Annotated in this window: 20 protein-coding genes; 11 read left to right on the plus strand and 9 right to left on the minus strand. The window is 71.2% G+C overall.

Going from position 1 to position 23,295, the window contains the following annotated elements; genetic code table 11:
* Positions 1–15: 15 nt before the first annotated feature.
* Together ACUDCK_RS15695 and ACUDCK_RS15700 are read left to right on the plus strand one after the other, a co-directional pair.
* Entirely contained in the window at positions 16–1,236 is a 1,221-nt protein-coding gene (locus tag ACUDCK_RS15695) for an MFS transporter (RefSeq protein ID WP_116792383.1), read from the plus strand.
* Between the two features lie 149 nt (positions 1,237–1,385).
* Positions 1,386–2,027, plus strand: coding sequence for a glutathione S-transferase family protein (locus ACUDCK_RS15700; protein ID WP_054502403.1), 642 nt, complete (start codon positions 1,386–1,388; stop codon positions 2,025–2,027).
* A 16-nt stretch (positions 2,028–2,043) separates the two neighbouring features.
* On the opposite strand, the gene sodC is transcribed toward ACUDCK_RS15700, so the two are convergent.
* The 3 genes from sodC to ACUDCK_RS15715 form a co-directional block, all read right to left on the minus strand.
* Positions 2,044–2,571, minus strand: a complete 528-nt coding sequence (gene sodC, locus ACUDCK_RS15705) for a superoxide dismutase family protein (RefSeq protein ID WP_054502402.1) — start codon at positions 2,569–2,571, stop codon at positions 2,044–2,046.
* Positions 2,572–2,777: 206 nt separating this feature from the next.
* A complete protein-coding gene (locus ACUDCK_RS15710) occupies positions 2,778–4,022 on the minus strand; it encodes a DUF445 domain-containing protein (protein WP_156330752.1) in 1,245 nt (414 codons plus the stop codon).
* A gap of 157 nt (positions 4,023–4,179) precedes the next feature.
* Positions 4,180–5,049: a LysR substrate-binding domain-containing protein gene (locus tag ACUDCK_RS15715; protein ID WP_054502400.1), complete on the minus strand. Its 870-nt coding sequence runs from the start codon at positions 5,047–5,049 to the stop codon at positions 4,180–4,182.
* Between the two features lie 205 nt (positions 5,050–5,254).
* On the opposite strand from ACUDCK_RS15715, the gene eno reads away from it, so the two are divergent.
* Together eno and ACUDCK_RS15725 are read left to right on the plus strand one after the other, a co-directional pair.
* Entirely contained in the window at positions 5,255–6,535 is a 1,281-nt protein-coding gene (gene eno / locus ACUDCK_RS15720) for a phosphopyruvate hydratase (protein WP_175166904.1), read from the plus strand.
* A gap of 81 nt (positions 6,536–6,616) precedes the next feature.
* Complete coding sequence (locus tag ACUDCK_RS15725) at positions 6,617–7,072, plus strand: DUF2000 domain-containing protein (protein ID WP_240806515.1); 456 nt, start codon at positions 6,617–6,619, stop codon at positions 7,070–7,072.
* A gap of 24 nt (positions 7,073–7,096) precedes the next feature.
* On the opposite strand, the gene ACUDCK_RS15730 is transcribed toward ACUDCK_RS15725, so the two are convergent.
* The 4 genes from ACUDCK_RS15730 to ACUDCK_RS15745 form a co-directional block, all read right to left on the minus strand.
* Positions 7,097–7,828, minus strand: a complete 732-nt coding sequence (locus ACUDCK_RS15730; protein ID WP_175166903.1) for a hypothetical protein — start codon at positions 7,826–7,828, stop codon at positions 7,097–7,099.
* 94 nt (positions 7,829–7,922) lie between these two features.
* On the minus strand, positions 7,923–8,510 hold the full coding sequence (locus tag ACUDCK_RS15735; protein ID WP_175166902.1) for a hypothetical protein: 588 nt from the start codon (positions 8,508–8,510) through the stop codon (positions 7,923–7,925).
* Positions 8,492–9,802 carry a hypothetical protein gene (locus tag ACUDCK_RS15740; RefSeq protein WP_175166901.1) on the minus strand — a complete coding sequence of 437 codons (1,311 nt, stop codon included), beginning with the start codon at positions 9,800–9,802 and terminating at the stop codon, positions 8,492–8,494. Before ACUDCK_RS15740 ends, ACUDCK_RS15735 begins: the two co-directional genes overlap by 19 nt.
* Positions 9,803–10,050: 248 nt before the next feature.
* A complete protein-coding gene (locus ACUDCK_RS15745; RefSeq protein ID WP_054502394.1) occupies positions 10,051–10,977 on the minus strand; it encodes a LysR family transcriptional regulator in 927 nt (308 codons plus the stop codon).
* Positions 10,978–11,260: 283 nt separating this feature from the next.
* Here ACUDCK_RS15745 and ACUDCK_RS15750 point away from each other — a divergent pair, with 283 nt between their 5' ends.
* Genes ACUDCK_RS15750 through ACUDCK_RS15775 form a run of 6 tightly spaced genes read left to right on the plus strand, consistent with a single transcriptional unit; the run spans position 11,261 to position 19,947 of the window.
* On the plus strand, positions 11,261–13,381 hold the full coding sequence (locus ACUDCK_RS15750; protein ID WP_175166900.1) for a 3-hydroxyacyl-CoA dehydrogenase NAD-binding domain-containing protein: 2,121 nt from the start codon (positions 11,261–11,263) through the stop codon (positions 13,379–13,381).
* Positions 13,382–13,406: 25 nt separating this feature from the next.
* Positions 13,407–14,588: an acetyl-CoA C-acyltransferase gene (locus ACUDCK_RS15755; protein ID WP_175166899.1), complete on the plus strand. Its 1,182-nt coding sequence runs from the start codon at positions 13,407–13,409 to the stop codon at positions 14,586–14,588.
* Positions 14,589–14,599: 11 nt separating this feature from the next.
* Complete coding sequence (locus ACUDCK_RS15760) at positions 14,600–15,796, plus strand: acyl-CoA dehydrogenase family protein (RefSeq protein WP_175166898.1); 1,197 nt, start codon at positions 14,600–14,602, stop codon at positions 15,794–15,796.
* A gap of 9 nt (positions 15,797–15,805) precedes the next feature.
* The gene (locus tag ACUDCK_RS15765; RefSeq protein ID WP_175166897.1) at positions 15,806–16,939 is read left to right on the plus strand and encodes an acyl-CoA dehydrogenase family protein; all 1,134 of its coding nucleotides are present in this window, start codon (positions 15,806–15,808) and stop codon (positions 16,937–16,939) included.
* Positions 16,940–16,956: 17 nt separating this feature from the next.
* On the plus strand, positions 16,957–18,900 hold the full coding sequence (locus ACUDCK_RS15770; protein WP_175166896.1) for an acyl-CoA synthetase: 1,944 nt from the start codon (positions 16,957–16,959) through the stop codon (positions 18,898–18,900).
* Between the two features lie 60 nt (positions 18,901–18,960).
* A complete protein-coding gene (locus tag ACUDCK_RS15775) occupies positions 18,961–19,947 on the plus strand; it encodes a tripartite tricarboxylate transporter substrate binding protein (RefSeq protein WP_116792396.1) in 987 nt (328 codons plus the stop codon).
* 60 nt (positions 19,948–20,007) lie between these two features.
* Here the strand turns inward: ACUDCK_RS15775 and ACUDCK_RS15780 are convergent, their stop codons facing one another.
* Both ACUDCK_RS15780 and ACUDCK_RS15785 read right to left on the minus strand, forming a co-directional pair.
* Complete coding sequence (locus ACUDCK_RS15780) at positions 20,008–21,051, minus strand: D-cysteine desulfhydrase family protein (protein WP_175142710.1); 1,044 nt, start codon at positions 21,049–21,051, stop codon at positions 20,008–20,010.
* Between the two features lie 212 nt (positions 21,052–21,263).
* Positions 21,264–22,178, minus strand: a complete 915-nt coding sequence (locus ACUDCK_RS15785; RefSeq protein ID WP_175166895.1) for a LysR family transcriptional regulator — start codon at positions 22,176–22,178, stop codon at positions 21,264–21,266.
* Between the two features lie 133 nt (positions 22,179–22,311).
* Between ACUDCK_RS15785 and ACUDCK_RS15790 the strand changes: the two genes are divergently transcribed.
* Complete coding sequence (locus tag ACUDCK_RS15790) at positions 22,312–23,286, plus strand: tripartite tricarboxylate transporter substrate binding protein (protein WP_175166894.1); 975 nt, start codon at positions 22,312–22,314, stop codon at positions 23,284–23,286.
* Positions 23,287–23,295 lie beyond the last annotated feature (9 nt).

The following is a 23,295-nucleotide window of genomic DNA, read 5'->3' on the forward strand; positions in this document are numbered from 1 at the left end:
CCGGCCGTCGCCTCCATGCCCGTCCTGCCCACGGCATTCCGCCGCCTGGCCGCCTCCAACCTGGCCGCCCAATGTTCCGAACAGATCGCCCTGGCGGCGGCGCCGCTGGTGGCGGTGCTGGCGTTGGGCGCCAACGCCGCCCAGACCGGCTATCTGCAGACCGCCCAGACCCTCCCTTTCCTGCTGCTGTCGTTGCCCGCCGGGGTGCTGGCCGACCGGATCGCGCGCCGCACCCTGATGACCGCCGCCGAGTGCGCGCGCGCCGCCAGCCTGCTGGGCCTGCTGGCGCTGCTGGCGATGGACGGCCTGAGCCTGGCCGCGCTGGCGGTGCTGGGCTTCCTGGGCGCGGTCGGCACGGTGGCCTACAACGTCGCCGCGCCCGCGCTGGTGCCGACGCTGTTGCCGGCAACCCAACTGGCGCAGGCCAACCGCTGGCTGGAACTGGCGCGCAGCGCGGCGTTCTCGGCCGGGCCGGCGCTGGGCGGCGCGCTGGTCGGCGGCATCGGCGCCGCCGTCGCCTACGGCCTGGCCACCCTGCTGTCGCTGCTGGCGGCGGGGCTGCTGGCGGGCCTGCCGCCCGAGCCGCCACGCACGGCGACGCGACGCCACCTGTGGCGCGAGTTGCGCGAAGGCGCCGCGTTCGTGGCGGCGCATCCCCTGCTGCGGCCGGTGCTGGTCACGGCGGTGTGCTTCAACACCGCCTGGTTCGTGCTGCAGGCCGTCTACGTGGTCTACGCGGTGGAGCGCCTGGGCCTGACCGCCGCCGGCGTGGGCATGACGCTGGGCATCTACGGCGCCGGCATGCTGGCCGGGGCCCTGGCCGCGCCGTGGCTGGCGGCGCGCCTGTCGTTCGGCGCGCTGATCGCGGCCGGCCCCACCTGCGCGCTGGCCGCCAGCCTGATCCTGCTGTCGACGCTGGCGTGGCCGGCGGGCGCCTGGGCCGGGGTCGGCCTGTTCCTGTTCGGCGCCGGACCGATTCTATGGACCATCGCCACCACCACGCTGCGCCAGGCGGTCACGCCCAACGCGCTGCTGGGCCGCGTCTCGGCCGTGATCGTCACGGCGACGTTCGGCGCGCGGCCCGTGGGCGCCTTGATCGGCGCGACCCTGGCGGCGCGGCTGGGCATGGAAGCCTGCCTGTGGTTGTCCAGCGTCGGCTTTGCCGCCCAGTTCGCGGTGCTGCTGGCCTCGCCCGTGGCGCGGCTGCGCCGCCAGCCGCAAGCCGTGGCGGACTGAACGGCGCCCAGCCGCCCCGGCGGGCTTTCTGTTGTGGTCCCGCCCGGCCCGATCTGTATCTGGCGGCGGCCGGCGGCGGCCGCTAGACTGGCCTGCCATCGAGGCCGCCGCGCGCGGCGCCTCGCCAAACACCCCGCCCCGCCGCGATCATGCTGAACATCCTGGGAAAAGCCTCTTCCATCAACGTCCGCAAGGTCCTCTGGACCTGCGTCGAACTCGACCTGCCGTTCACGCGCGAGGACTGGGGCTCGGGCTTTCGTCCGACGACCGACGCGGCCTTCCTGGCCCTCAACCCGAACGCCATGGTGCCGGTGCTGCGCGACGGCGACTTCGTGCTGTGGGAATCGAACAGCATCATCCGCTATCTGGCCAACCAATATGGCGGCGACGCGGCGAATCCGCTCTATCCGGCCAATGCCAGGCTGCGCGCCCGGGTCGACCAGTGGATGGACTGGCAGGCGACCGACCTGAACCGGTCGTGGAGCTATGCCTTCATGGCGCTGGCGCGGCAGTCGCCGGCGCACCGGGATGCCGCCGCCATCGAGGCTTCGAGCCGCGACTGGGCGCACTTCATGGGAATCCTGGAACGGCGGCTGCGGGACACCGGCGCCTACGTGGCCGGCGAGGCCTTCACGCTGGCCGACATTGCCATCGGCCTGTCGGTCAACCGCTGGTTCGCCACGCCGCTGGACAGCGCCCTGCGGCCGGCGCTGCCGGCGGTGGCCGCCTACTACGACCGGCTGGCCGAGCGGCCGGGCTACCGCGCCCACGGCCGCAACGGCACCGCCTAGCAGGCGGCCCGGGGCGTCACTTCACCACGCCGCAGACCATGCGGCCGCCCCCGCCGCCCAGCGGCTTGGGCGTGTCGCTGTAGTTGTCGCCGCCGACGTGGATCATCAGCGCGTGCTGCTTGACGTCGGCCAGCTTCAGGCGCGGCGCCACCACGGCCGTCTTGGCGTTGCCATCGGCGCCCACGGTGATGAACGGCAGGTCGCCCAGGTGGCCGTCGGTGGCCAGCGGCCCCTTGTGCGCCTTGGTGCCCTGCGGATCCAGGTGGCCGCCGGCGGCGCCGCCCGGCATCACCTTGCCATCGACCGTGGTCGACGCGCACGAACCGTTTTCATGGACGTGGAAGCCATGCTCGCCCGGCGGCAGGCCGGTGAGCTTGGGCGTGAATTTCAGGCCTTCCTTGGTCTGTTCGAGCGTGATGGTGCCCGCGCTCTTGCCCACGCTGCCGTCGTCGTTCAGGACCGACATCGTGACGCTCTCGGCCTGGGCGGCGGCCGAGGCGCCGGCCAGCGCCAGCGTTGCAACGAGAATCGAGAATTTCTTCATGGGACTTGCCTCCTGGGGAGAGATGCGCGTGATACGGGCCGCCCGGCCGGGCGGCGGTCGTCCCGGGGATCTGACGGCAGGCCCGGCGACTGGCAAAGACAATAGCACCGCGCCCTGGCGCTTCGCCAGCAATCTTCCTTCCTGATACATCGGACATGTCCGCAAATCCGCGATGGTTGACCGGCGCCCTCCCCGCGGGCGCCGCGCTAGCCCGTCGCCAGCAGCACCGCCGCATGCAACAGCACGCCGATCAGGCCGCCCACCAGGGTGCCATTGAAGCGGATGTACTGCAGGTCGCGCCCCACGCTCAGCTCCAGTTCATCGACCAGGTGGCGCTCGTCCCACAACTTGACGGTGCGCGCGATGTGCTCGGTCACGCCGATGCGCAACCGCCCGGTCAGCCGCCGCGCCGCGCCCAGCACGTGGTCGTTGATGGCCTCGCGCAGGTCCGGGTCCTCGCCCAGCTTGCGCGCCAGCGCCAGCAAGGCGCTTTCCAGGTGCGCGGCCAGGGCCGAATGCTCGTCGCTCAGGTCGCGCCGCAACGCGGCATGGATGTCGTCCCACAGGCCCTGCACGTACTCCTGCACCTTGGGGTGGTCGATGGCGCGCTGCTTCATGGCCTCGACCTGCGCGGCAAGCGCCGGATCGCTGCCCAGGCGCGCGATGTAGTCCAGCACCCAGGCCTCGTAGTCGCGCCGCACCGGGTGATCCGGTTCCGACAGCACATCGCGCAGTTCCTGCACCAGCGCCCGCGCCAGCCTGTCCGCGAGGTTGTCGGCGATGCCCTCGACCGACGCGATCACGTCCACCGCCTTGATGATGCGCGGCCATTCCTTGCGCGCGAATTTCACCAGCAGCGCCGAGGCGCGTTCCTTGACGTCCTCGTCGCCCAGGTAGCCGCCCAGCCGCTCCATGGCGGCGTCCAGCAGCTCCTGGTGGCGGCCGTCGCGGGTCAGCAGGCCCAGCACCTCGCCGGCGCTGCCGGCCGCGTCCCAGCGCCGCAGGGTCTTGACCACGAACGCCTGGATCACGCCGCGCACCGCGCGGTCGTCCAGCAGGTCCAGCGTCTGCAGCGCGACCCGCCGCGCGCCGTCGCTGAGCGCGTGCGCCTGCTTCGGCCGCGCCAGCCAGCGCGACAGGCGCGCGGCCGGGTCGAAGCCGCGCAGCTTCGCCATCAGCGTATCCGGGTCGAGGAAGTGGTCGCGCACGAACACCGCCAGGTTGTCGCCGATGCGGTCCTTGTTGCTGGGGATGATGGCGGTGTGCGGAATCGGCAAGCCCATCGGCCGGCGGAACAGCGCCACCACCGCGAACCAGTCGGCCAGCGCCCCCACGGTGGCGGCCTCGCAGAAGGCCCGCACCCATGCCCACACGCCCTGGCCGCCCATGACGTGGCTCGTGATGAAGCCGCTGATCATCGCCACCAGCAGGGCCAGCGCGGCGATCTTCATGCGCCGCAACTGGGCACGGCGCGCCTGCGACGCCAGCGCCGAACGGGTGGCGAAGGCTGGCGAGGACGGGCTGGCGGAAGGCGGCGTATCGGTCATGGAGTCTCCGGCGGGAATGCCCGTCCAGCATACCAAGCCAGCCGGCCCCGCCGCGCGGCCATCAGTCCTCGGGCCCGGCCAGCGCGCCGCGCAGCCAGGCGATGAAGGCATCGGCATGGGCGGTGCGGGCGCGGCCGGCGGCCGGCACCGCGCGCAGGCCGCCGTCGAACGGCACGAAGCCGTAGGGCGCCACCAGTTGCCCGTCCTGCAACTCGCGCGAGATCAGCCGCCGTTCGACCAGCGCCACCCCCAGGCCCGACAGCGCGGCCTCGATGCACAGGTGGGTGTGGGGAAACGCCAGCGTGTCGCCTTGCGCCGCCGGCTGCCCGGTGATGGCCTCCCACTGGTTCCAGGCGCTGGAGGTGTATTCATGGGCGATGCGCGCGCGCGTGGCCGGCTTCCTGCGCGCATAGGCCGGCGTGCAGACCGCGCCGAAACGCACCGGCGCCAGCGCCAGGGCCTGGCGCCGGTCGGTCTCGGCGTAGCCGGACAGGTCCCAAGCCAGGATCAGGTCGGCGCCCTCGTTGCGCATTTCACGCGCCGAGGTCATCGACAGGCGGATGCGGATCTCGGGATGCTTGCGATAGAACACGGCCAGGTTCGGCACCAGCCAGCGCATGGCGAAGGTGGCGCTGCAGGCCACGTGCAGCCCCGGCGCCTGGGATTCGCGCGCCAGGCGTTCGTAGGCGTTTTCAAGCTGGTCGAAGGCCGCCCGCACCGAGGCATAGAACGTGGCGCCACCCTGGGTCAGGCGCAGGCCGGTGCCGTCTTTCTCGAACAGCGCCACGCCGGCGTGCTCCTGCAGCAGGCGCAGATGGCGGCTGACGGCGCCATGGCTGCGGCACAGTTCCTCGGCCGCTCGGGTGACCGAACCGCTGCGGGCGATGGCTTCGAAGGCGCGGACGGCGGACAGGGGCGGCAACTGGCGCATGGCGGATCATCTGTCAGGAAAACTGACGAAGAGGCAGAAAAACTGCATTGTCGGATTCAAGGTCCATTTTTAGCATGCCGGCATTGAAATGGCTGATTGCCCGATTCATCGCCGCACCGACGACCTGCCGGCGTGGCTGAATCGATTCCTGCTTGTTTGAATTAGCTGACGATTACCCTTCCCCAAGTCCTTTCCGGAGCCCACCATGAACATCACCCACCTGGCCGCCCACGAAGCGCTGGACAGCCGCGGCAATCCCACCGTCGAAGTCGAGATCCGGCTGGACGACGGCGCCCGTGGCCTGGCCCTGGTGCCGTCGGGCGCCTCGACCGGCAAGCGCGAGGCGCTGGAGCGGCGCGACGGCGACGCCGCCCGCTACCTGGGCAAGGGCGTGCTGGGCGCGGTCGGCGCGGTCAACACCGAGCTGCGCGCCGCCCTGCTGGGCCTGCCCGCCGACCAGCAGGCCCGGATCGACCAGATCATGATCGAACTGGACGGCACGCCCGACAAAAGCCGGCTGGGCGCCAACGCCCTGCTGGGCGTGTCGCTGGCGGTGGCGCACGCGGCCGCCGCCAGCCAGCGGCTGCCGCTGTGGCGCCACATCGGCGGTGTGCAGGCGCAGACCCTGCCGGTGCCGATGATCAACATCATCAACGGCGGCGCGCATGCAGACAACCCGCTGGATTTCCAGGAATTCATGATCCTGCCGGTGGGCGCGGACAGCTTCCGCGAAGCCCTGCGCATGGGCGCGGAGGTGTTCCACACGCTGCGCCACGCCCTCAAGGCGGCCGGCCACAGCGTCAACGTGGGCGATGAAGGCGGCTTCGCGCCAGCCCTGCGCAACGCGCCCGAGGCGCTGGACTTCATCATGGCCGCGATCGAGCGCGCCGGCCTGCGCCCCGGCGCGGACATCGCGCTGGCGCTGGACCCGGCCGCCAGCGAATTGCACGGCCCGGACGGCTACCGCTACCACGGCGAGAACCTGCTGCGCGACGCCGAACAGCAGGTGCAATACCTGGCCGGGCTGGTGCGCGACTACCCCATCGTCTCGATCGAGGACGGGATGGCCGAGGACGACATCATCGGCTGGAAGACACTGGGCGCGACGCTCGGCGGCGCCTGCCAGTTGGTGGGCGATGACGTGTTCTGCACCAACCCGCGGCTGTTCCGCGCCGGCATCGACCAGGGCATCGGCAACGCCATCCTGGTCAAGATCAACCAGATCGGCACGCTCAGCGAAACATGGCGCGTGCTGGCGCTGGCGCGCCGCGCCGGCTACGGCGTGGTGATGTCGCACCGCTCCGGCGAAACCGAGGACACCAGCATCGCCGACCTGGCCGTGGCGGCCAACTGCGGCATGATCAAGACCGGCTCGCTGTCACGCGCCGACCGCACCGCCAAGTACAACCGCCTGCTGCGCATCGAGCGCGAATTGGGCGCTGCCGCCGTCTATGCCGGCGCCGGCGCGCTGGCGCGGCGCGGCTGACGGCCCGCGACGCGTTCACTGGCGTTCAAGACAGGACGGCCGCCGGCGTCGACGATGGCGGCTTTTGCCGAGGAAACGCGCATGTCCGTCCCCATCGCCCCTGTCGTCCCGTCCGCGCCCGCCGTGCCGGAGAAAATCGTGATCGTGCTGGCGGCAACGCTCGGCGTGGGCCCGGCCGCCAACGTCTCGGCCTGCCTGGCCGCGGGCCTCGCGGCCGCCCTGCCCGGCTGGGCCGGCGCGCCGCTGCGCGACCCCGATGGCATGGCCTCGTCGGCCATCTCGCACCTGCCCATCATCGTGCTGGCGGCCGATGCGGTGCGGATGGCGCAATTGCGTCAGCGGCTGACGCAGCCGCCGCCCGAGGACGCGCGACTGGCCGTGTTTCCGGCCTACGCCCGCGAGATCCACGACGCCGCCCACTATTGGGCGCGGCACCGCGAGACCTCGCACCGCGACCAGCCGCTGCTCGGCGTCGGCCTGGCCGGCGCCAAGCGCTGGATCAACGCGCTGACCGGCAGCCTGCCGATGCTGCGTTGAACGCCCGCGCGCCGGCGCCACCGCTCAGGCGCGCTCGCGGTACGCGGTGGCGCACAGGATCGACAGGAACAGCAGCAGCGCCAGCGTCAGCAACAGGCCGCCCGCCGCCGTGATGATGGCGTCGGCGCGCCACAACACCAGCGCCTGGCGCAACGCGGCGCCCGTCACCTCGGTCAGGCCGGTCAGCAACAGCAGCGCGGCGGCGAACGGCCAGACCGCGCCGCGCAGCGCCTGGCGCGACCGCCGCCAGCCATAGCCGTCCGTCAGGGCGGCCTGCGGCAGGGCCAGGGACCACGATCCCAACAGGTGCATCACGGGCAGCCACAGGATCAGCAGCAACAGCAACGCGATGGCCAGGAACACCGTGCCGGGCGTGTTCGGCATCTGGAAATACAGGGAGAGCGTCAGGCTGCCGCTGATCGACTTCAGGGCGGCGATCGCGACGATCGCCGCGAACACCAAGGCCAGCACCCGGGCCTGGGCGCCATCCAGACTCGGCGCGTGGCGCGGCACGCCCGCCAGTTGGCGCTGCCAGGCCAGCGCCACGCGCGCCAGGGCCAGCAGATTGACCACCGCCGCCAGCAGGAACCACATTTCGCGCGGAGCGCCCGCCTGGTTCAGCAGCAGCGCGCCCGGCAGAGACAGCGCGAACAGCACGCAGGCCCACGGCGCGGCGGCGACCATGGCGGGCACCTGAGCGGTGAACTGGCGGGCCGTCAATGCCAGCAGGCGGCTCGCGGTGGGCGGATGCGGCAAGGGGTACCTCTCTCGGTCAGGTCCGGACCATCGGCCTCGCGGCCGATGGCGACTCCAGGCCTTATACCAGAGACGCGCGCCCGCCGCGCCGCGTTCAATCGGCCAGCAGGCCCGGCGCCAGCGCCGCCAGGGTGGCGATGTGCGCGTCCATTTCCTGCGGCCGCGGATTGTCGATATTGCCGGCGCCCGCGGTGCGCAGCCGCAACGTCAGCAGCCCGCCGCCGTCGGCGCTGAACTGCAGGCCGAACACCCAGTCCACGCCTTGCGCGCGGGCGATCAGCGTCAGCCAGCCGGAGTCCGGCTCGATCAGGGTCCGGGCCCGCAACAGGCCGCGCGCCTCCAGCGCCGACGGCGCGGTGGCGGCGAACCGCTGCATGGCCGCCAGCACGGTCGGGGTCTCGGCGGAGAAAGCGATCTGCACCAGTTGCAGCGGCGGCGCCAGCAGTCGATGCGAGAACAGCCGTGGCATCGGCGTCGCGGCGGCCGTCCACGAAGCCGGCACCGTGACCGGTCCGGGATCCGCGATGCCCGCCGGCGCCGGCGCCGTGAGCCGGGCCTCTCCGGCGGTCGACGCACAGCCACCGAACAGCACCGCGGCCAGGGCCGGCAACAACAACCGGGGCAACCAGCGCAGGAAGCCGCCGCCCTCGTTGGCGCGCGGCGCTAGGATCTGGCCGCGCATGCCTGGCCCTCCGGCTTGTCGTGATAGGTGCGGAATTCCTCCAGATCCGCCAGCGGCTTTTTCAACCGATAGCAGGCGTTCAGGCCGCGCAGCAGCAGAAAGGCTTCCTCGCTGCCGAGGGACTTGGAGAAATCATCGTCGGCCAGCTTGGTCGAAATCTCGTCCAGCGTCTTCTGGTCGCGATAGCGCGCCAGCCGCTCGCCCAGCGTGTAGGCGGTCAGCGCGGCCTGCAGCCGGCCCTGCGCGTCGCTGACCTGCTCGACCGAGGCGCTGGCGCCGACCTTGCTCAGCAGCGCCGTCAGCGCCACCGACTTTTCCAGCACCGACTTGGGCACGATGCTCTCGAAAGTGCCCACCGACACCAGCGCGGTCGGCACGTTCAGCGGCTCGGCGCCGTCCATCACCTGGTTGGTGCGGGTGTTGTAGGTGAGCGCCTTTTCCCAGAACGCGCGCGTGCCGGCCACCGGACGCCCCACCACCACATAGGTGCCCTGCTTGAGCAGGCCGAGGTTGGAGCCGGCCGACTGGCTCACCGCCGACTGCGAATAGAGCTGCACGCTGTAGTCCAGCACCATGCGGTTGCGCTGGTTCGCCAGCACCAGCTCGGCGGCGGTGAAGGCCACCCCCACCAGCGGCGAGACCAGCGGATTGTTGGCCAGGCTGGCCGCGCCGTTGGCCACGCCCTGCGCCCGTTGCAGCGCGCGCAGGGTCTCGGCGTTGCGTTCGGTGGTGACGTCCATCACGCGCAGCCGGAACGACGGCGCCACGCGCTCGTCCCAGCGCTGCACGTAATACACCAGCAGATTGGAGAAGTTCAGGAATTGATCCGGCTGCACGCCGCGCTGGTACCAGACCACGATGGACTGGTTGCTGCCATCGTCCCTGGCGGCGACGTCGAGGATGACCGCGTAGTCCGCCGGGCCGTCGATGCCGGCGGTCTTGGCGCCGGCCGCGTCCTTCAGCGCCGGGATCTCGACCGACCGCATCATGATCGAGAGCGGCGCGTTGGCGGGCACCGCCAGTTGCCGTTCCGCGTCGGAAGAAGCCGGCGCGCCGGCCTGCTCCAGCACGCGCGCGCGCTCATCGCCGCCGGGCTTGAGATAGAAAATGCGGTTGTCGGCGTAGATCGGGGTGTGCACCGTGTAGGCGTCGCCGATGCGCGGCTCGCTGCCCGCACACCCCGCCAACATCGCCGCCAACATCGCCGCCAGTCCCAACATGCCCCACCGCAACGCGGCGCCGTCCGGACGCCGCAGGCCGGACCATGCCCGGCGCATGAACACGAAAGCCATACTTGCTCCGCAAGAAAAGGCCCGCAATGGATCGGAACAACGCCTACGCCAGGCGCGATGGGCAAGAGACGGTCAAGGCCGCCCTGGCCGCGGCCGGGGACTCCCGCCGCCAGCCGGCGCGGGAATGGTCGGCATTTTTATCATTATGTTTCTTTTTGTCAAACTTTCGCGAGAATACCAAGCCCGGGGCGCCGGGCTCGCGTGGCCGCCCGCGTCTCGCGCCGAGCGGGCGCCGCCGAAAGCCGGTCCTATGCCGCGCCCAGCAACCCGGGCCGTCCTTCGTGCGCGGCCTGGGCGCGCTGCTGGATGAACTCGATCATCATGGAAATGGCGCGTGGATGGTGGCGATTGGGCATGTACAGCATGTACATGGCGCGGCCGAAGATGCTCAAGCGCCACTGCGGCAAGGCGGGCAGCAGGTCGCCGCGCGCGATATCGTCGTGCACGACATAATCGGGCACCACGCCGATCCCCAGCCCGGCCAGCGTCGCCTCGCGCAGGAAGGCGTAGTTGCGCGAAATGACGGTGGGCTCCAGCACCACGTGCTGGCGCGGCTGGCCGCCGTAGTAGGCCGACAGCCGCAGCGGCCGGCCGATCACGGCGGCGCTGATGATGGGCAGGCGCGCCAGGTCGGCCGGCTTGTCCGGCAGGCCGCGCTCGCGCACGAAGGCGGGCGAAGCGCAGGCCACGTAGCGCACCTGGCCCAGTTCGCGCGCCACCAGATTGTGCGGCGGCTCGGACATGATGCGCACGGCGATGTCGACCTCGTCGCGCAGCAGATCATCGACGCTGTTCTCGAACAGCACGTCCAGCACGATGTCGGGATAGGCCTGCTTGAACTCGATCAGCCACGGCATCATCACGAACTGCCCGTAGCCGCTCGGCACGCTCAGGCGCACCTTGCCCTGCGGCGTCTTGCCCAGCGTTTCGACGGCCTCGCGCGCCGCCGCCAGTTCGTCCTGGATGCTGCGGCCGTGGTGGTACAGCTTGAGTCCGATTTCGGTGGGCTCGACGTGGCGCGTGGTGCGCCGCAATAGCTGCATGCCAACGGCGCGCTCCAACTGCGTCAGGTGATAGCTGACGTTGGCCCGTGTCATCTTCAGCCGACGCGCCGCTTCGCTCAGGTTGCCCGCGTCCACGATCTCCACCAGCAACGTCAGCGCCTTTGTATCCATGTCGACTCTCCCGGACCGGTGCTGGCTTTGCCCGTTGCATCGCGGCGGTCCGTGCCTATTGTCAAATTCCTTTATCGTCGTTGTCAATTATGGATGCCATTGTCAAGACTTCTTTGCTGGGAAAGAATAGACGGATACAAGACGGGCCGTTCCTGGCCCGCCAGGCGCCGCGACTGCGCCGCGTCCGCCCCGGGCGCGCCGGCCTCGCCAGAGCCCCGCTCTGCGATGCCGCCGTGCCGGCCAGGGCCGGCGCGGGCGGCGACCCTACCGGAGACACTGTCCCATGACAGCCAGCGCACCCGCCGGCGCCGTTCACACGCGCCGCGACGGCGACGTCCTCGTCGTCACCATCGATCATCCCCCCGTCAATGCCCTGAGCGCCGAGGTGCGCGCGGGCCTGGCGCGCGCCATCGACCAGGCCGGCGGCGACCCGCAGGTGCGGGCCGTGCTGCTCACCGGCGCCGGCAACAACTTCATCGCCGGCGCCGACATCCGCGAATTCGGCAAGCCGCCGCGTCCGCCCGCCCTGCCCGACGTGTGCAACCAGATCGAGGCCTGCGCCAAGCCGGTGGTGGCCGCGCTGCACGGCGCCGCGCTGGGCGGCGGCCTGGAAGTGGCGCTGGCGGCGCATTACCGCGTGGCCTTGCCGAACGCCAAGCTGGGCCTGCCCGAAGTGACGCTGGGCCTGCTGCCCGGCGCCGGCGGCACGCAGCGCACGCCGCGCCTGATCGGCGCGGCCGCGGCCTTGGACCTGATGCTGTCGGGCAAGCCGATGACGGCGCAGGCCGCCGTCGCGGCCGGGCTGGCCGATGAAATGGCCAGCGGCGCCGACCCGCTGGCCGCCGGCCTGGACTACACCCGGCGCCTGCTGGCGCAGGGCGCCAAGCCGCGCCGCAGCCGCGACGGCCAGGCGCTAGCCGACAAGGCCGCGTCGCTGGCCGCGATCGACGCCGCCGGCCAGCGCATCGCCGCCAGCACGCGCGGCCTGTTCTCGCCCGCAAAAATCCTGGACGCCGTGCGCGCCGCCGTCGAACAACCTTTCGACGAGGGCCTGCGCGCCGAGCGCGCGTTGTTCCTGCAATGCCTGGACAGCCCGCAGCGCGCCGGCCTGATCCACGCCTTTTTCGCCGAACGCGAGACCGCCAAGATCCCTGAATTGAAGCAGGCCAAGCCGCGCCGGCTCGACAGCGTCGGCGTGATCGGCGGCGGCACCATGGGCGCGGGCATCGCCGTGGCGGTGCTGGACGCGGGCCTGCCGGTGGTCATGGTGGAACAGGACGAGGCCGCGCTGGCGCGTGGCCGCCAGCGGGTCGAACACGTCTACGACCTGCTGGTCGGCAAGGGCCGCATGAGCGCCGACGAGCGCGCCGCCCGGCTGGCGCGCTTCACCGGCGCCACCGACTATGCCGCGCTGGGCGAGGCCGACCTGATCATCGAGGCCGTGTTCGAGGACATGGACGTCAAGCGGGCGGTGTTCGCGCAGCTTGACCGCGTCGCCAAGCCGGGCGCGGTGCTGGCCACCAATACCTCTTACCTGGACGTGGACCGCATCGCCCAGGCCACGCGCGGCCCCGCCGATGTGCTGGGCCTGCACTTCTTCTCGCCCGCCAACATCATGAAGCTGCTGGAGGTGGTGGTGGGCCGCCAGACCGCCGCCGACACCGTCGCCACCGGCTTCGAGCTGGCGCGCCGCCTGCGCAAGATCCCGGTGCGCGCCGGCGTCTGCGACGGCTTCATCGGCAACCGCATCCTGGCGGTGCACCGCCAGGCGGCCGACATGATGATGGAGGACGGCGCCTCGCCCTACGAGATCGACGCGGCGGTGCGCGACTTCGGCTATCCCATGGGTCCGTACCAGATGGTGGACCTGGCCGGCGGCGACATCGGCTGGGCCACGCGCAAGCGCCGCGCCGCCACCCGCGACCCGGCGCTGCGCTACGTGCAGATTCCCGACCGCCTGTGCGAGCGCGGCTGGTTCGGCCAGAAGACCGGCCGCGGCTTCTACCTGTATCCGGATGGCGCCCGCCACGGCACGCCCGATCCGGAAGTGCTGGCGATCATCGACGCCGAGCGCCAGCGCGCCGGCGTGACGCCCCGTCCGTTCAGCGCCGAGGACATCCAGCGCCGCTACCTGGCGGCCATGATCAACGAGGCCGCCAACGTGCTGCACCAGGGCATCGCGCTGCGGCCCTCGGACATCGACATGGTGTTCCTGTCGGGCTATGGCTTTCCGCGTTATCGCGGCGGGCCGATGCATTACGCCGACCGCGTCGGGCTGGCCAACGTGCTGGCCGACATCCGCGCCTTTGCCAAGGAAGACCCCGCATTCTGGAAGCCGTCGCCGCTGCTGGTGGAACTGGCCGAATCCGGCCGCGATTTCGCCAGCCTGAACCAGGCCGCCTGACCCCACTCATTCAACGGAAACCGATATGCGCGAAGCCGTCATCGTCTCCACCGCCCGCACGCCTATCACCAAGGCGCAGCGCGGCGAATTCAACCTGATCGCCGGGCCGACCCTGGCCGCCCACGCGGTGCGCGCCGCGGTCGAGCGCAGCGGCATCGACCCCGCCCTGATCGAGGACGCCTTCATCGGCTGCGGCTACCCCGAGGGCGCCACCGGCCGCAACATCGGCCGCCAGGCGGTGATCCGCGCCGGCCTGCCGGTCAGCGTCGGCGGCGCCACCGTCAACCGCTATTGCGCCTCGGGCCTGCAGGCCATCGCCTCGGCCGCGGCGCGCATCGTCATGGACGGCGCGCCCGCCATGCTCGCCGGCGGCGTCGAGCTGGTGTCGCAGATCCGCACCCGCGACGACGGCGTCAGTGGCATGGACCCGTGGATCGTGGCCAACAAGCCCGAGCTGTACCTGCCCATGATCGAGACCGCCGACATCGTCGCCGCGCGCTACGGCATCAGCCGCGAGGCGCAGGACCGCTTCGCCGCGCAGAGCCAGGCGCGCACCGAGGCCGCCCAGGCCGCCGGCCGCTACCGCGAAGAGATCATCCCCGTCACCACCACCATGGCCGTCACCGACCGAGCCACCGGCGCCGTGTCGGAACGCGAAGTCACGGTGGACCACGACACCTGCAACCGCCCGGGAACCACCTACGAGGCGCTGGCCAAACTGGCGCCGGTGCGCGGCCCGGACCAGTTCGTGACCGCCGGCAACGCCTCGCAGTTGTCGGACGGCGCCGCCGCCTGCGTGCTGATGGAAGCGGCCGAGGCGCAGCGCGCCGGCATCCGCCCGCTGGGCGCGTTCCGCGGCCTGGCGATCGCCGGCTGCGAACCCGATGAAATGGGCATCGGCCCGGTCTACGCCGTGCCCAAGCTGCTGGCGCGCCACGGCCTGAAGGTCGAGGACATCGACCTGTGGGAACTGAACGAGGCCTTCGCCTCGCAGGCGCTGTACTGCCAGGAACGCCTGGGCATCCCGATGGAGCGGCTGAACGTGAACGGCGGCTCGATCGCGCTGGGCCACCCGTTCGGCGTCACCGGCGCCCGTCTGGCCGGCCACGTGTTGCTGGAAGGCCGCCGCCGCGGCGCGCGCTACGCCGTCGTCACCATGTGCGTGGGCGGCGGCATGGGCGCGGCCGGCCTGTTCGAAATCTACTGAGGAATCGCCCGATGGATCTGGAATTTACCCCCGAAGAAAACGCCTTCCGCGACGAGGTCCGCGCCTTCCTGGCCGCCAACCTGCCGGCGCGGCTGTCGGCCAAGGTCACGCAGGGCAAGCTGCTGGGGCGCGCCGACATGGTCGAGTGGCACGCCATCCTCAACCGCCAGGGCTGGCTGGCCAGCCACTGGCCGGTGGAATACGGCGGCACCGGCTGGAGCGCCACGCAGAAGTTCATCTTCGACAACGAGTGCGCGCTGGCCGGCGCGCCGCGCATCGTGCCCTTCGGCCTGAGCATGCTGGGGCCGGTGCTGATCAAGTACGGCAACGAGGCGCAAAAGCGCCACTGGCTGCCGCGCATCCTGGACGGCTCGGACTGGTGGTGCCAGGGCTATTCCGAACCCGGCGCCGGCTCGGACCTGGCCTCGGTCAAGACCACCGCGGTGCGCGACGGCGACCACTACGTCGTCAACGGCCAGAAGACCTGGACCACCCTGGGCCAGTACGCCAACATGATCTTCTGCCTGGTGCGCACCTCGAACGAGGGCCGGCGCCAGGAAGGCATCAGCTTCCTGCTGATCGACATGGCCAGCCCGGGCGTGCAGGTGCGCCCCATCATTACGCTGGACGGCGAGCATGAAGTCAACGAAGTGTTCTTCTCGGACGTGCGGGTGCCGGTCGAGAACCTGGTGGGCGAGGAAAACCGCGGCTGGACCTGCGCAAAATACCTGCTGACCTATGAGCGCACCAATATCGCCGGCGTCGGCCAGTCGACCGCCGCGCTGGAACGCCTGAAGGCGGTGGCCGCCAGCCAGAAGAAGAACGGCCGCCCGCTGGCCGAGGATCCCGACTTCGCCGCGCGCCTGGCGCGGGTGGAGATCGAACTGGCCAACATGCGCACCACCAACCTGCGCGTGGTGGCGGCGGTGGCCGGCGGCGGCGCGCCCGGCGCCGAAAGCTCGATGCTGAAGATCCGCGGCACCCAGATCCGCCAGGAGATCACCGCGCTGAACCGCCGCGCAATGGGGCCCTACGCCCGCCCGTTCGTGGCCGAGGCCCTGCACGACGGCTACGAGGCCGCGCCCATCGGCCCGGAAGGCGCCGACAGCGCCGCGGCGCAGTACTTCAACAACCGCAAGCTGTCGATCTTCGGCGGCTCCAACGAAATCCAGAAGAACATCATCTCCAAGATGATCCTGGGACTGTAAAGGCCGGCCATGAACTTTGAACACACCGAAGACCGGCGCATGCTGTCCGACATGCTGCGCCGCTTTGTCGCCGAACAATACGACTTCGCCACGCGCGAACGCCACGCCAGGATGGCGCAGGGCTACAACCCCGAGTTCTGGCGCCGTTATGCCGAACTGGGCGCCATCGGCGCGCTGTTCGCCGAGGAACACGGCGGGCTGGGCGGCGCGGGCTTTGACATCAGCGTGGTGTTCGAGGCGCTGGGCCGCGGCTTGGTGCTGGAACCCTTCCTGGACGCGCTGATGGTCGGCAGCGCCATCGCCCGAGCCGGCAGCCCGGCGCAGCGCGAGGCGCTGGACGGCCTGATCGCGGGCGGCATCACCGCCGCGCTGGCCGCGGCCGAGCCCACCTCCGGCTACGCCCTGAACGACGTGCGCACCCGCGCCGAGCGCAGCGGCGACGGCTGGGCGCTGAACGGCGCCAAGGCCGTGGTGACGGGGGGCAAGCATGCCGACCTGTTCCTGGTGTCGGCGCGCACCGCCGGCGCCGAGGACGACGAATCCGGCATCAGCCTGTTCCTGGTCAGCGCCGGCACGCCGGGCGTGACGGCGCGCGGCTACGACCTGATCGACGGCGGCCGCGCCGCGGAACTCACGTTCGAGAACGTGGCGCTGGGCGCCGACAGCCTGCTGGGCGAGGCCGGCGCCGGCCATGCGCTGCTGGAACACGCCACCGGCCGCGGCATCCTGGCGCTGTGCGCCGAGGCCGTGGGCGCGATGGACTGCGCCCGCGACGCCACGCTGGAATACCTGCGCACCCGGCGCCAATTCGGCGTGCCGATCGGCAGCTTCCAGGCGCTGCAGCACCGCATGGCCGACGTGCTGCTGGAGATCGAGCAGGCGCGCTCGGCGGTCATCAACGCCGCCGCCGCGCTCGACCACCCCGACCGCGCCACGCGCGAACGGACGCTGTCGGCCGCCAAGTACACCATCGGCCGCATCGGCACGCTGGTGGCCGAGGAAAGCATCCAACTGCACGGCGGCATCGGCATGACCTGGGAGCTGCCCCTGGCGCACTACGCCAAGCGGCTGGTCATGATCGACCACCAGCTCGGCGACGAGGACCACCACCTGCGGCGCTACATCGCGCTGGGGCGCGCGTAAGCGGCGAGGACGGCATCATGACGCAGGCCCCCATAGCCTCCCCCACCGCCCCTCCCGTCGCCCCGCCTTTCGCCGCGCCGTTCCCGGTGCGTTCCATCGACGACGTGCGCCGCCTGGCGGCCCGGCCGCTGGCCGAGACGCTGACGGTGCAAAGCACCTACGAGATCTTCCGCAACTCGGCCGCCGCCTTTGGCGACCGCATCGCGCTGACCTTCCTGCGCAACGCCGATCCCGACGAGCCGGCCATCAGTTGGCGCTACGACGAGCTGCTGGCCGGCATCCACCAGACCGCCAACCTGCTGCACAGCCTGGGGCTGGGCCCGACTGACGCCGTCGGCGTGCTGCTGCCGGGCTGCCTTGAATACCACCTGGCGCTGTGGGGCGGCGAGGCCGCCGGCATCGTGCAGCCGCTCAACCCGCTGCTGACCGAGGACAAGCTGGCCTCGCTGCTGACCACCGCCGGCGCCAAGGTGCTGATCGCCTACGGCTCGGACACGGAATGCGAGTCCTGGTCCAAGGCCCTGCGCCTGCGCGAGCGGGTGCCGACATTGCGCACGCTGCTGCGCGTCGCGCCGCACGACGAGCCGCCGTCGCAACGCCCGGCGCTGCCCGACTTCGCGCTCGACTTCAACAGCGCGCGCGCTGCCCAGCCCTCGGACCGGCTGGTCAGCGGCCGCGTGATCCGCGCCGACGACGTGGCCGCCTACTTCCACACCGGCGGCACCACGGGCGCGCCCAAGCTGGCCATCCACACCCACGCCAACCAGGTCTTCACGGCCTGGGCGGCGGTGCAGTTGCAGGGCGCGGGACCCGGCGACGTGGTCATCAACGGCTATCCGCTGTTCCACGTGGCGGGCGTGCTGCCGGCCTCGCTGGCGGCGCTGTCGGCCGGCGTGCAGACCGTGATCCCGACCACGCTGCTGCTGCGCAACCGCGAGGTGCTGCGCAATTACTGGCGGCTGGTCGAGCGCCACCGGGCCACCTCGCTGCAGGGCGTGCCGACCATCCTGGCGGCGCTGGCCGAGATCCCGCTGGACGGCGCCGACATCTCGTCGCTGCGCTACTGCCGCACCGGCGCCGCGCCGTTGCCGGCGGAGCTGGCGGCGCGCTTCGAGCGCCTGTTCGGCCTGCACGTGAACGAAAGCCTGGGCATGACGGAGATGGCCGGCATCACCTCGATCACACCGCCCGGCTCGCGCTTTCCGGTCAACTGCGTGGGCTTTCCGCTGCCCTATGTGCAGGTGCGCGTGGTCGGCCTGGATGCGCCCGCCGGGCAGCCGGCGCGCGACCTGCCGCCCGGGCAGGCAGGCATGCTGCTGTTCAAGTCGCCCAACGTGATCCCCGGCTTTCTCGACCCCGAGGACACGGCGCGCGCCTTCACCGAGGACGGCTGGCTCATCAGCGGGGATGTCGGTTTCCTGGACAGCGAGGGCCGCCTGCACCTGCAGGGCCGCGCCAAGGATCTGATCATCCGCGGCGGCCACAACATCGATCCCAAGACCATCGAGGATGCGCTGGCCTCGCACCCGGCGGTGCGCATCTGCGCCGCGGTCGGCGCGCCCGATCCGTACGCGGGCGAACTGCCGATCGCCTTCGTGACCCTGGCCGACGATGCCGAGGTCTCCGAGGCCGAGCTGATCGCCTACGCCGCCGCCCACGTCGACGAGGCGCCGGCACGGCCCAAGCGCGTCATCGTGCTCGAGCAGATGCCCATGACCAACGTCGGCAAGATCTACAAGCCCGACCTGCGCCGCCTGGCCACGGCGGTCTCGGCGCGCGCCGTGGTCGAGCGCGTCCTCGAACAGGCCGGCCTGCCGCCGGACAGTCCCCTGCTGCGCGTGCTGTCCGACGCGCAGCCCGACGTCGCCGTAGAAGCCGACGCCGCCACCCCCGCGCCGCTGAAGGAGCAGTTGCGCGAGGCGCTGCAACGACTGCCGGTCAAGGTCGCCCTGCGCGGCTGACCGGCGCCTCACAACACAGCCACGACACACAAAACCATAATCACATCGGAGACAAGCCCCATGGCCCACCAACCCCTGCGCCGCGCCTGCCTCGGCGCCCTGCTGCTGGCGCTGGCCGGCGGCGCGCTGGCGCCCGCGGCGTCGGCGCAAAGCGCCTTTCCCACCAAGCCCATCACGCTGATCGTGCCGTTCCCGGCCGGCGGCTCCACCGACCGCCACCTGCGCATCGTGGCGCAGGACGCATCCAAGTACCTGGGCCAGCCCGTCATCGTCGAGAACCGCCCGGGCGCGGGCGGCACGCTGGGCACCGCGACCATGTCGCGCACCGCCAAGCCGGATGGCTACACCGTCGCGCTGTACACGCTGGCCATGCTACGCATGCCGTACATGCAGAAGACCTCGTGGGACCCGATCAACGACTTCACCTTCATCATCGGCCTGTCCGGCTACACCTTCGGCTTCACGGTGCGCGCCGACTCGCCCTACAAGACCTTCAATGAGTACATCGAGGCCGCGCGCCAGCATCCGGGCACCATCGACTACGGCTCGACCGGCGTGGGCTCGTCGCCGCACCTGCTGATCGAGGAAGTGGCCATCAACGCCAAGGTCAAGCTGAACCACGTGCCCTACAAGGGCAACGCCGACATGCAGCAGGCGCTGTTGGGCGGCCACGTGATGGCGCAGAGCGACGCCACCGGCTGGGACCAGTTCGTCGATTCGGGCAAGATGCGGCTGCTGGTGACGTTCGGCGAAAAGCGCACCACCCGCTGGCCCGACGTGCCGACCGCGCAGGAGCTGGGCTACAAGGTCGTATCGACCTCGCCCTACGGCTTGGCCGGCCCCAAGGGCATGGACCCGGCGGTGGTCAAGACGCTGCATGACGCCTTCAAGAAGGCGCTGTTCGACCCGGCCAGCATCGAGGTCATGAAACAGCTGAACCAGGAACCCGCCTACCGCGACAGCGCCGACTACAAGGCCTGGGCCCAGGCGACCTACGTCAAGGAAAAGGGGCTGATCGAGTACCTGGGGCTGATGGCCAAGGACTGACGCCGCCCCCAGGCTCCGTCCTGGACGGGCCGGGCGCCTCGCGGCGGCCGGCCCGTTTTTTCATTGGAACGCGGACTTGTAGGCGTACAGGCCGGGCGCGCCGCCGGTCATCACGAACAGCACGTCGCTGCCCGGCGCGTGGCGGCCGGCGCGCACGTCGGCCAGGAGGCCGGCAAAGGCCTTGCCGGAATACACCGGATCGAGCAGCAGCCCTTCGCTGCGCGCCAGCAGGCCGACCGCCTCCAGCATGGCAGGCGTGGGCACCCCATAGGCCAGGCCGCGCTGGCTGCCATCGACCAGGATGTCATTGGGCGCCGGCGCCGCAACGTCGTCCGCCCGGCCCTGCGCCAGCAGCGCCAGCGTGGCGGCGGTCAGGTCTACCGTCTTGGCATGCGCGACCTCCGCGTCGGCCAGCGTGGTGAACGACTGCACGCGGCTGGCGGGCAGGCCCGCCGCGACCACCCCGGCCGCCAGGCCGGCATGGGTGCCGGCGCTGCCGTTGGCCACCACGATGCGGGCGAAGTCCACCCCCAGTTCACGCGACTGCGCCAGGATCTCCAGCGCGCAGGCGGCGTAACCGAGCGCGCCGACGGGCGTCGACCCGCCCAGCGGCGCCAGGTAGACGCGGCGCCCGGCCAACTCCAGCGCGCGCACCCGCTCCAGCGCCGCCGCCATGGCATCGGCGCCCACCGGCAGCGCATGCACCGTCGCCCCGAACAGGCGGTTCAGCAGCATGTTGCCGTTTTCCTCGTAATCGACGTCGTCGCGCGGCACCACCCGGCCCAGCACCAGCTCGCAGGCCATGCCCGCGCGGGCCGCGGCCGCCGCCGTCAGGCGCGCGTGGTTCGATTGCAGGCCGCCGACCGTCACCACGGTATCGGCGCCCTGCGCGCGCGCCTCGCCCAGCAGGAACTCCAGCTTGCGCAGCTTGTTGCCGCCGCCGCCCAGCGACATGTGGTCGTCGCGCTTGACGTACAGGCGCACGCCGTTGGCCGCGGCGCCCAGGGCCGCCTCCAGCCCGGCCAGGCGCTGGATCGGCGTGGGGCCGTCGAGCAAGGCATGACGGGGAAAGCGCTGCAACGCGGACGAAAGGCCAGTGGGCATGGGGAATTCCAGGGAGAAAGGCATGGCCGGCGGCGCGCGCCGCTGGCGCGAGGCGCCGACCGCAGCAGGATACGCCAAGACGGCCGCGCGATTGATCAGGGCTGGCGTGCCGATTGTGCACAAAGCGGCATGAATCCGTCGCGCCAGGGGTCGTCGACGCGGCGAGGCGCCTCCCCGAACCTGCGCGAGGCTGCTTGCCGTGTGAGCCGGCCCTAGCCCTCGGCGGCCGCCCCCTGCGCGGCCCGCCCCATCTGCTCGAAGCAGAACTCCCGCGCGATGCGGGTGGCCGGGCTTTCGCTGCGTCCGCGCAGCGTGACAAAGGCGAAATGCGCCGCGATGTCGAAATCCGGCGGCGGCAGCAGGCGCGCCAGGCGGCCCTCGGCAACCGGCCCGGCGGCCGACGCCAGCACGCCCAGATAGAGCGCGTCGGAGCGCGCGGCGATATCGAGCAGGCCGGCGATGTCCTCGCTTTCCATGTGCAATTCGAAGCCGTCCGGCCGCGCCGCCGAGACGCGCCGCCGGATCTCCGGCGACAGGCCGGTGGACACCACGGGATACGCCAGCACCTGCGACAGCGACGGCGCGGGGCCCGCCAGCAGCGGATGGTCCGGGCGGCAGACAAAGCCCGACGCCAGGCTGGGCATGGCGGCCACGTCCAGGTCCGCGTCGTCGTCCAGCGTGCGCACGTGCACGACCAGCGCGTCCAGGGCGCGTTCACGCAGGCCGGCGAGCAGCGCGTCGGTCGGCCCGCGCGACAGGCGCACGCGCAGCCGCGGATAGACGTCCATCACATGGCGCATCAGCGGCACGCTCAACAGCGCGCCGGGCGCGGCGCCCAGGCCCAGCGCCACCGCGCCGGCCTCGCCCTGCGCCAGCAGCTCGGCCTCGCGCCGGATCTCGTGCACCTCGGCCAGCACCCGGCGGGCGCGCGCGGCCACCTGCCGACCCAGCGGCGTGGCCTCGTTGCGCTTGCCGATGCGATCCACCAGCGGCGCCCCCAGCTCGGCCTCCAGCAACTGGATGCTGCGGCTGAACGCGGGCTGCGACAGGTGCAGCGATTCCGCGGCGCGGGTGAACGAGCCGGTCTCCAGCAGCGCCACCAGATGAGCCAGTTGCGACAGATTCATGAAATCTCCGGGACGCGGCCGCGCCGCGAAAAATCATGCATAAAACGCATTGTAATCAGCCAATCAATCGATTGGACAGATGAAAACAGCGCTTCTAGCATTCCGGAAAACACACAACACCCAAGGGACTCCGATGAAGACACTGCTGTTATCCGCCGTCGCCGCGCTCGCCCTGCTGGCCACGGGCGCCGCCGCCGCCGAAGACTACCCCGCCCGGCCGGTATCGCTGATGGTGCCGTATCCGGCCGGCGGCGCCAGCGACATCACGGCGCGCGCGCTGCAGGGGCCGATGACCCAGGCGCTGGGCGGCCAGGTCATCGTCGAGAACCTGGGCGGGGCCAACGGCGTGCTCGGGGCCAATCGCGTGCTGGGCGCCAAGGCCGACGGCTACTACGTGTTCCAGGGCTCGCCCAACGAACTGATCCTGGCCGGCCTGACCAACAAGTCGGTCCACTACAGGCCCGAGGCCTTCCGCATGATCGCGCCGGTCGCCACCTCGCCCTACGTGGTGATGACGCGCGCCGGGCTGGGCGTGGCCAACGTCGATGAACTGGTGGCGCTGGCCCGGCGCGGCGGCGCGCCGCTGACGTACGGCTCGGGCGGCGCGGGTTCGATGATTCACCTCATCACCGAGGCGCTTTCCAAGCGCGCCGGCCTGGCGCTGACGCACATCCCCTATCGCGGCGCCTCGCCGATGCTGACCGACATGGCGGGCGGCCAGATCGACTTCGCCATCGTGCCCTATCAGGCCAATTACGAGGACCTGCGGCGCGAAGGCCGCATCCGCATCATCGCCACCCTCAACCGCGACCGCCTGCCGATGCTGCCCGACGTGCCGAGCGTGCAGGAAAGCGCCAGCCTGAAGGACTTCAACTACACCATCTGGACCGCCTACATGGTCAAGCAAGGTACGCCCGATGCGGTGGCGCAGAAGCTGCACGCGGCGGTCGAGGCGGCGCTGGCCGACCCCGCCGCGCGCAAGACGCTGCTGGCCCAGGGCAAGATCCTGTTCGAGCCGCAGACCCTGGGCGCCAGCGAAGCCTTCTATGCCGAACAGACCGCGCGCCTGACCGAACTGGTGCGCAGCAGCGGTTTCCAGGCCGAATGAGCGGCCGCC

The sequence above is a fragment of the Achromobacter sp. CF-sbj1-Ac2-l genome, assembly GCF_052698165.1.